This window comes from uncultured Streptococcus sp., assembly GCF_938036805.1.
Taxonomy (GTDB): Bacteria; Bacillota; Bacilli; order Lactobacillales; family Streptococcaceae; genus Streptococcus.
This window is the reverse complement of the sequence record NZ_CALHWC010000188.1, coordinates 1-9,075: the sequence shown is the minus strand read 5'-3', so window position 1 is coordinate 9,075 and position 9,075 is coordinate 1. Positions and strand designations below refer to the sequence as shown.

10 protein-coding genes and 2 pseudogenes are annotated in these 9,075 nt (G+C 41.4%); 2 read left to right on the top strand and 10 right to left on the bottom strand.

Annotated elements, in window-relative coordinates; translation table 11 throughout:
- The 7 genes from Q0191_RS07810 to Q0191_RS07780 all read right to left on the bottom strand — a co-directional run.
- The coding region (locus tag Q0191_RS07810; protein WP_297665353.1) for a pullulanase-associated domain-containing protein at positions 1 to 1,399 on the bottom strand (1,399 nt) is incomplete at its 3' end.
- 135 nt (positions 1,400 to 1,534) lie between these two features.
- Positions 1,535 to 1,702 (bottom strand): hypothetical protein, encoded by a 168-nt coding sequence (locus tag Q0191_RS07805; RefSeq protein ID WP_297665351.1) that lies wholly within the window; start codon positions 1,700 to 1,702, stop codon positions 1,535 to 1,537.
- A gap of 91 nt (positions 1,703 to 1,793) precedes the next feature.
- Positions 1,794 to 2,000, bottom strand: a complete 207-nt coding sequence (locus Q0191_RS07800) for a hypothetical protein (protein WP_297665349.1) — start codon at positions 1,998 to 2,000, stop codon at positions 1,794 to 1,796.
- Between the two features lie 581 nt (positions 2,001 to 2,581).
- Positions 2,582 to 3,019 (bottom strand): transcription antitermination factor NusB, encoded by a 438-nt coding sequence (nusB, locus tag Q0191_RS07795; RefSeq protein ID WP_297665347.1) that lies wholly within the window; start codon positions 3,017 to 3,019, stop codon positions 2,582 to 2,584.
- Positions 3,012 to 3,401, bottom strand: a complete 390-nt coding sequence (locus Q0191_RS07790; RefSeq protein WP_015605684.1) for an Asp23/Gls24 family envelope stress response protein — start codon at positions 3,399 to 3,401, stop codon at positions 3,012 to 3,014. Before Q0191_RS07790 ends, nusB begins: the two co-directional genes overlap by 8 nt.
- A gap of 30 nt (positions 3,402 to 3,431) precedes the next feature.
- Complete coding sequence (gene efp, locus Q0191_RS07785) at positions 3,432 to 3,992, bottom strand: elongation factor P (RefSeq protein ID WP_005591786.1); 561 nt, start codon at positions 3,990 to 3,992, stop codon at positions 3,432 to 3,434.
- Between the two features lie 61 nt (positions 3,993 to 4,053).
- Positions 4,054 to 5,115, bottom strand: a complete 1,062-nt coding sequence (locus tag Q0191_RS07780) for a Xaa-Pro peptidase family protein (protein WP_148887444.1) — start codon at positions 5,113 to 5,115, stop codon at positions 4,054 to 4,056.
- Positions 5,116 to 5,447: 332 nt separating this feature from the next.
- Here Q0191_RS07780 and Q0191_RS07775 point away from each other — a divergent pair, with 332 nt between their 5' ends.
- The gene (locus tag Q0191_RS07775; protein WP_297665343.1) at positions 5,448 to 5,672 is read left to right on the top strand and encodes a hypothetical protein; all 225 of its coding nucleotides are present in this window, start codon (positions 5,448 to 5,450) and stop codon (positions 5,670 to 5,672) included.
- A gap of 233 nt (positions 5,673 to 5,905) precedes the next feature.
- Here Q0191_RS07775 and Q0191_RS07770 read toward each other — a convergent pair.
- The 3 genes and pseudogenes from Q0191_RS07770 to Q0191_RS07760 all read right to left on the bottom strand — a co-directional run.
- Positions 5,906 to 6,270, bottom strand: a pseudogene (locus tag Q0191_RS07770) (excinuclease ABC subunit UvrA); the annotation flags it as partial.
- A pseudogene (locus tag Q0191_RS07765) lies at positions 6,239 to 6,367 on the bottom strand (aminopeptidase P family N-terminal domain-containing protein); the annotation flags it as partial. The pseudogenes Q0191_RS07770 and Q0191_RS07765, both read right to left, overlap by 32 nt.
- A gap of 65 nt (positions 6,368 to 6,432) precedes the next feature.
- Positions 6,433 to 7,839, bottom strand: a complete 1,407-nt coding sequence (locus Q0191_RS07760) for a Cof-type HAD-IIB family hydrolase (RefSeq protein WP_297665341.1) — start codon at positions 7,837 to 7,839, stop codon at positions 6,433 to 6,435.
- Positions 7,840 to 7,905: 66 nt separating this feature from the next.
- Here Q0191_RS07760 and Q0191_RS07755 point away from each other — a divergent pair, with 66 nt between their 5' ends.
- Positions 7,906 to 8,868, top strand: a complete 963-nt coding sequence (locus Q0191_RS07755; RefSeq protein WP_297665339.1) for an asparaginase — start codon at positions 7,906 to 7,908, stop codon at positions 8,866 to 8,868.
- Positions 8,869 to 9,075: the final 207 nt, after the last annotated feature.

Here is a 9,075-nt window from a genome sequence, read left to right as displayed (position 1 = left end):
TGTAAAGACTATCCTTCAGCTGCCAGTTCATGCTGGTTTTGAATTGGTCATTGCCGTATTTGATAAGGTAAGGTGACTGAGCTTGATTAAAATCACCAATTAATTTTGCGCTTTTATTCTTAGAGTCCAGAACCACATCTTTAACAGTGACTTCTCCACCATCTTTGTTGGTAATTTTTAGGTTTTTCAGAATATCTTCTTTTTTAGCATTTTCTAAGGTAGAGAAAGTCGCCTCAATTTCTGTCAGGCTAACATGCTGGGCTCCTGTCATGCGGATATCATTGACAAAGTATGGGTTGGTATAAACCGTTGGATCCGCATCACGCAAGAAAATCTGGCTAGTTTTACCCAAATTTGCGAAATTATAATCCTGTTTTTGAATCTTCACATCATCTCCTGACTTGCTTTCATCTAAAAGCAGGAAACCAACCATCTTTGCAGCCTCTTTCAGAGGAACATCTACGTAGCGACCGTATTTCCCAGTCTTTTCAAAGTCCACGCCATCAGGCCAATTTTGACCTGGATGTTGCACATCTCCCCAGAGCCAGAGGGATTTCTTATCATACTGACCATCTGTACGATAATAATTGATCCGAAGCATTCCTTCTTTCAAGGGCTCGGATGTATGAGGATTGTAGTCTTTGTCAAACCAAACTTCATTCATCTGAGGGCTCAGTAGCTCAACTGTCTTGTCTCCCGTAATGTTTTGACCTGCCGTATTGTTGATTAAGAGACTAACCTTGCTTCTTTTCTCTGCCATCTTGACATCAAGGTAATAGCCATAATCATCTTTTTTAGCTGTCGCAAAACTAGTCGCACCAGTCGGCCAACCTCCCTTTTGACCAGAAGGCGTTTCAACATCATCCCAAGTCCATAAGCCTAAGCTATCCAGATTCTCGGATGGTAGATTTTTGAAATGGAAACGCATATGGCCATCTGCGATAGCATCCTTTGGCGATGTCTCCAACTGACTAGTTGACGCTGGCTTTTCTTTCTCGTCAGATACAGCTGTCTCCTTTGCTTCTTTCCCAGCTGCTTCTGGAGTCGCACTAGAGTCTGCCCCCTCTGTAGGCTGGGTAGCTTGACTTACTACTGCTTCAGGCTGGGCGCTTTTCTCGATCTCTCCTTTTTGTTCGCTTTCTTTTTGCGCTGAACTATCCACTTCCTCGGCTTTTGCTTCATCTGCTAGCTTAGGCAAAGCTTCCAAATTAGCAGCTGATACTGTTTCCGTTGCTGGGCTAGTCGTAGCCTTTGTCTCATCCGCTTTGGCTAACTGAGCACCTCCAAAGAGGAAGCCAGATGCAATCACGACAGATGCTACTCCGACTTTTAAGCGACGAATCCCAAAATAATGACGCTTTTCACTGGTCCGAGACTGTAGATGATAGTTTCTTTTCATAAATAAAAAAACTCCTTTATTTTTTCCTATAGAAAATACGTATGCAAACGTTTTCTGTATCTATTATACAGATTATCCATCGAAATGTAAAGGTTTTCATTGATCGTTTTTTATTCCAAAGCTTTATGTATGATTTCAGATTAGTTTTATACGAAATTCACCAGCTCTCTCTGTCTTGTTTAAGATAATGAAGCTAAATATTTCTTTAGACTCATCAAAAAAAGCTTTTCTTTCATAAAGCTTTTCTTTTAAAGTTTTTTTAATGTAGTTCAATCCCTGATTACTTTTTGGTGTTAGAATCACTACCGCTTTCCTTGGGCTATCACCTGCATTGCAATAGCACTGTCCGTTTTTTAGAAAGATAAGATTTCTCCAAACTTTAAAGAAAATCGAACTAATCTACATAGAAAAATCTTCTATAAATTCGAGCAATTGTTAAAACAATGATTGAAAATATAGCTATTATAGACAATACTATTTTCCCAAAACTTATTTCCGAACGGATTATAAAAATGTGAAAGAGAGGTGCCAATCCTACACCTATAGCAATTAGATAACTAGCAAAGTTTATTGAACCAAGACCTGCAAAAAAATGTTTCATTTTAAATACCCAACTTTTTACCTTTCATTTTATTGTGATTCTCTCTAAATCAGTTTCATTGTTTAATTCTTATTAAATTTCCTCGTATAGCCCTATTCAAATAGTTATTAAATCCAAAGGTTCTCCTCAAACACTCTCTTCTGAAGAATTGCTCTTTAGGAGATTTTCTATTATCTCTTTATTTTCTTACTTAGACTCACTAGACCATGCCTCATCTCTAAAAGACCTAGTAAAAATCGTAAGAAACGAAAGCGATTTATCCTATAAACAGATATGGAAAGAGCGTTCGAGGTCTAGATTGCCATGAAACTATAGGAAAAAGGACTAGCCGAGGCCTAGATTGCTGTGAATTTATAGGAAAAGTGACCAGCCGAAGCCTAGATTGCCATGAATTTATAGGGAAAGTAGCCGACCGAGACCTAGGTTGCCATGATTCTATAGGAAAAAGGACCAGCCGAGGTCTAGGTCGCTATTAACCTGTAGAAGATGGACTGTTCCAGCCATAGCCCCTATAATGGAAACTTTTTAAGCATTATCAGCAACTGCAACTATCAAAAACCAAAAAAGCTGAGACAGTCGTCTCAGTCTTTTTCTTCTGTTATAAATTGACTCAAAATCCCATTGATAAACTTACTTGATTTTTCATCTGAGAATTGCTTGGAGAGTTCAATGGCTTCATTGACAGCTACTCGCTCAGGAGTATCAAACTCTGTGATTTCAAAGATGCCTAATCGCAGGATATTCTTTTCTACCAAAGTCAGACGCTCAACTGTCCAGCCCGCTTTTAAGTGCTGGGCAATTTTTTTATCCAATTCTTCCTTGGACTGGAGCACCCCTGTGACCAAGTTGAGTAGAAAGGCTGGGATATTGACCTCAGCATCTGTCTCCTCTTCGTCCTTATCGTAGGTATAGGCAAAGCGGCAAGATTCAATGGCATCCCCTTCATACTCCAGACTCATCAAAGCCTGAAAAGCCCGCTGACGTAGCTCTCTTCTAGATTCTAACAAAACATCAGTCATTGAGGAAATCCTCATCAAATAGATCTTTCAAATCTGGTTTTGGTGATTTTTCTGGAACAATGCCTGCCACATGGATATTGACAGCAGACAGCTCTACTTCAGCCATATCGCTTACAGCACTCTTGACTGCTTTTTGGATTGCAACTGCAACTGTTGGTACACTGATACCATACTCCAGATATAGGTAGATATCCACTGTTATGTCGCCACTTTCATCCGTATGAAGCGCAACACCACGTCCAAGCGTACGCATAGAGAGGCTGTCTGACATGCTTTTATTTGCAAAAGAATGAACGCCCTCAACCTTTGCCGTAGCAATGGCAATGATTTTTTCCAAAACTCGTGGCGCAATGACGATTTCGCCTAATTGTTCGTTTGCCATAAGAATTCCTTTCTATCTGAAAGATTAAGATTACGCACGAGAAACGTAAGTTCCTTCTGCTGTATTGATGACCAGTTTTTGTCCAACTTCGATGAAGTCTGGCACGTTGACAACAAGACCTGTTTCAAGAGTTGCTGGCTTACCAGAACCTGTTACAGTAGCACCCTTGATAGATGGTTGTGTTTCTGTTACCACCAATTCAACAGTTGTAGGTACTGTCACACCGATCACTTCTGATCCGTAGAATTGGATTTTCACGTCTGAGTTTTCAAGGATGTATTTCAATTCTTCCTCTACATTGACTACTGGGATTTCGTATTGGTCATAAGTCTCAGTATTCATGAAATAAGCAGTGCCATCCATTTGGTACAAGTATTGCGCTGGTACTGTTTCGATGATAGCTTGTTCAAATTTTTCTTCTGGACGGTAGCTAGTCTCAAATGTAGAACCAGTACGAACATCACGCAATTTCATACGCATGATAGTATTTCCCTTACCTGGTTTGTGGTGGCTTGCTTCCAAGACACGGATCAATTTACCATCAGCAGTTTCAAAAGTCATTCCAGCTTTCAGCTTGCTTGCTTCAATCATTTGTTTTTTACCTCTTTAATAAATAATTTACTCTTTATTCTACCATAAAGCTTGATAATTCTCAAATCACAATCAATTCTTTTGGAGCAAGGGTCAAGACCTCACAACCAGTTTCTGTGATCAGAAGGTCATCTTCGATCCGAACGCCATATTTGCCATCCAGATAGATACCCGGTTCATCGGTCAGAACCATACCAGCCTTGATCGGTTCTTCTGACTTGCCAAAGTAAGGAATCTCATGGATATCCAGACCAATCCCGTGACCAATCCCATGGCTAAAGTAAGGGCCGTAGCCTGCATCGTTGATGATCTGGCGTGGAATCCGGTCAAAATCAATACAGCTGAGTCCAGCTTTAGCCGCTTCTATCAAAGCTTGATTACTACGCAGGACAATGTCATAAATCTCCCGCTCTTCATCTGTCACCTGCCCCACATGAACAGTCCGTGTCATATCGCTGACATAGTGATTGTAGTAGCAGCCAAAGTCCATGGTCAGGGTTTCACCATTTTGAATGACCTTGTCACTAGCCACGCCATGTGGCATAGCAGAGCGGTAGCCCGAAGCGATGATAAAGTCAAAGGAGGCTCCTGAAGCACCTAACTGGCGCATGCGGGCATCCAAAAAGTTCATAACAGCCAGCTCTGTCGTCTGACCTGGCTTAATAAAGTCCAGCACGTCTAAGAAGGCTTGGTCAGAAATCTGGCAGGCCTTGCGAATGGTCGCGATTTCTTGCTCATCCTTGATCATGCGCAACTTTTCAATAAAACCTGTCATCGGCACCAGCTCATGACCAGCAAAAACACTTTCCAGCATTTTAAAGTAAGCATAGGAAATCTCATCATCAAAACCGATCTTTTGCAGCTTGTCGTCCGCAATGATTTTAGCAATTTCACCAACCGCATCCCGCGTTTCAACAATATCAAAGCCCTCAACCACGCCCTTAGCAATCAAGGTATAACGAGAATCCGTCAGGAAAATCCGACGCGACTTGCTGATGAAAACTGTCGCTTCTGTCCCGCTGAAACCAGTCAGGTAGTAAATATTCTTCAGATTGGTTACTAGGACAGCATCGCATTCTGTCTGAGCCAAGGCTGCTTCAAATTTTTCAACTCTTGATAACATGAGGTACCTCCATGAAATAACTACGTTTATTATATCAAAAAACCAAGAAAAGAGAAAAATTTAAATTAGACAATATTTAAGTTCTATCACTAAGTAAAATAACACATTTTAAAACACCTCCTTGTAATTTGTGAGTCTTCTAAGAATCTGTTGAAAATCTTGATAAATACTATTCTCTAAATTTACCTATAAAAACAATAATATGCTGTAATCCCCTCTGATTTATTGATGAATCAATTACGATAGTGTCAGTTTCATCCAAAAAGAATTGACAAAACTTGCGAATAATAGTATTATTACGTTAATATTATCTATAAACAAAGGAGATTGCTATGCCAAAATACAAATTACTTGCATATTTTGAAGATGGTGAAATTGTAGAGGAAGACAACTTTGGAAATTACTTTGATACAGAGGACGACGCACGATATGCTATTTCTGAATTTGAAAACAACATGAGCGTGGGAGCTGAGGTTTTGCATTTATCAGATCCCTTTGAATACCCTGACGAGGAAGCAGAGCAGGCTGTTTCTTATGAAATAGTCGAAGTTGATTAGTCTGATCGCTGTATTCTATACCTATTGTTTAGTTTAATAAAACGACCTTCATCTTTTGGATTTAGGCCGTTTTTATTTATACCACTTTTAATTCTAATTCACACAAATATTAGCAACACTTATTGTTAGTTTGTGAAATATATATTATAACTTCAATAAAGACTAGTAATTGAGATTTAATATCTAAATTTAATGAGTTATAAGATTGTACTAAAATCGTTTTTACTCTTAAATTAATTTAGCTTACCTTTCAAATACTGGGCGGTATAGCTGGCTGGGTTGGCTGCGACTTTTTCTGGTGTACCCGTCGCAATGATGGTTCCACCACCGACACCGCCTTTCGGTCCCAAGTCAATGATATGGTCAACTGTCTTGATAACATCTATATTGTGCTCAATAACTAAGACACTATTTCCATCATCAACGAAACGATCCAGAACTTTTAGCAGACGAGAAATGTCCTCTGTATGCAGATCTGTTGTCGGTTCATCCAAAATATAGAGAGACTTCCGGTCGATCTCTTGTGGAGCTCACGAGCCAGCTTCATCCACTGGGCTTCACCACCCAATAAAGTGGTCGCTGGCTGTCCCGCTGAAACCAGTCAGATAGTAAATATTCTTCAGATTGGTTACTAGGACAGCATCACACTCTGTCTGAGCCAAGGCTGCTTCAAATTTTTCAACTCTTGATAACATGAGGTACCTCCGTAAAATAATTCGATTGAGTATCGTAAAATAAAAATTCTGCTGATGAAGAGTCACTACTCTTCGTCTTTTGTTTCTTTTTGCGTCTTTTCCACATTGCGCTGATAGGCCTGAATCTGGCGTTCCAACTCCCGTTCGATCGCTGGTTCTGGCGCATATTTCTCTTCCCAGTCATCTGGTTTTAGGATTTTATGAGTCACGGGATCAAAATGCGCTTTTCCATCTGGGAAAATTTTCCCCATATTGGCCTGATGGACAATATCAAAAATCCGCTCGGGATCGACTCCCATCAAGACAAAGCTACCGTAAGTAAAGTAGAGCGTATCGATCAGAGCATCCACTTGACCAACTAAAGAAATTTCTGCCTTGTTCTTGCTACGAACCTTGACAGCAGCTTTATCTAAAGCTTCGTGCATTCTAACCATCGACTGGTCAAATTCTTCCTCTGAAGAGCTGGCAGCTCTAAGAAATTCAACCAACTCTTCCAACTTGAAGTCAGCACGATGCCGAGCTTCCTCTGGTGTCCAAGCGATGGGTTCTTCCTGCGTAGACTCATCCATGACACCATGGAAAGTCTTGACCTTATTGAAATGGTGATCACGGGACACAAAGACTTTCTCGCTGGCCAAAATACCGAAATGTTCCAGCGCTCGATGGATCCCATCTTGACTATTGCTGCTAGTCGTATGCTTGGCTACTTCCTTGACAGAGCTGGTGCCATTTCCCATAGCAATAGACAAGCCAACTCCCGATAGCATTTCCAAGTCGTTGTCAGAGTCGCCGAAGGCCATGACCTGATGGATATCAAAGCCGTATTCTTGACCAACTAGACGAATCCCCTCCAGCTTGGACATCCCTTGATTGATAATGTCCGCTGCATAGGGGCTCGAACGAGTAAATTTCAAATGGGGAAAATCCGCTTCAATTTTTTCACTCTCAGCCGGATCCGCCAAAATCAGGACTTGATAGATAGGCTCTTGAATCAATTTCAGCAGGTCTTCTTCATGCTGAGGCAAGGCCTTGCTCACAATCTTGTTAAAACCGTGGCTCACCGTCCGAGTCATGCTCCTAGGGATAAACTGGGTTGCCCACTGAGAAAAAGAACTCATACCAAAGGTCATAATTTTTGAACCTTGCATGGCCTGTTCCGTCCCCAAGGAAATCTCTTTCCGGTGCTTCTTGGCATAGGCGATCAAATCACGCAGGCTCTGCTTATCAATCGGTGTAGCAGAAATAACCCTATCTTTTGAAAAAATATACTGACCATTGTAGGTGACAGCAAAGTCTAAATCCAGCTTATCCATAAAAGGCTTGACAAAGAAGGGGCCGCGGCCTGTCGCTAAACCGACCAAAATCCCTTGTTCTTGCAAACTCTTAATGGCGGCCTCTGTCGATTTCAAGACGGTTCGACTGTCATTAATCAAGGTTCCATCTATATCAAAAAAGACAGCTTTTATTTCCATTGATTTTCTCATTCTTTCCTTTTATGATACAATAAATTATAACACAATTCACGGAGAAGCACATCTATGAATAAGCAGATTTTAGTTTTACATACTGGTGGCACCATTTCCATGCAGGCTGACGGAAGCGGTGCTGTCAATAGCAGCCAAGACAATCCCATGAACCATGTGGCAGTTCCCTTAGATGGTATTGAAGTAACGGTCGTTGATTTCTTCAACGTTCCCAGCCCTCACATCACTCCCCAACACATGCTCGAACTCTACCAAAAAATCAAAGCTGACGCTGACCAATACGACGGTGTTGTCATTACCCACGGAACCGATACTCTGGAGGAAACGGCCTACTTCCTTGATACCATGGACCTGCCTGACATCCCTGTCGTTTTGACCGGAGCTATGAGAAGCTCAAATGAACTCGGTAGTGACGGAGTTTATAACTACCTGACTGCCTTACGGGTAGCCAGTGACGAGAAGAGTCGAGGCAAGGGCGTTCTCGTCGTCATGAATGACGAAGTCCATGCTGCCAAATATGTCACTAAAACCCACACCACCAACGTCAGCACCTTTCAAACTCCGACGCACGGTCCTCTAGGCCTGGTCATGAAACACGAAATTCTCTATTTCAAAACAGCAGAACCTCGCGTCCGCTTTGATCTGACTAGTATTTCAGGACTAGTTCCCATCATTCCAGCCTATGCCGGTATGAAAACAGAACTGCTTGATATGCTGGATTGGCAAAAGCTAGACGGCCTCATCATCGAAGCCTTTGGCGCAGGCAATCTGCCAAAAGAAACTGCGGAAAAATTAACAGAGATGGTAGAAGCTGGTCTCCCCATCGCTCTCGTTTCACGCTGTTTCAACGGCATTGCTGAGCCTGTCTACGCCTATGAAGGCGGTGGTGTCAAACTGCACCAAGTCGGAATCATGTTTGTCAAAGAGCTCAATGCACCGAAGGCTCGCATCAAGCTACTGATTGCCCTCAATGTCGGCCTAAGCGGTCAAGCATTAAGAGATTATATAGAAGGATAAAAAACTAAGCTTGCCTATTCGCTTGCTATGCATTATTCCTCGATTTTCCTTTATAAATGCTGGATCCTTCGGTATAAAGTTTCAAGTTCATAAATATTCTTAGCCTCAAGCGAAGTTATAAATTCAAAAAAGGAGTTTGGGACAAAAGTCCAACCTCAAATATAAAAAGCGAACAAAACTAGTTTTCTGGTAATCAGAATTCTGCTT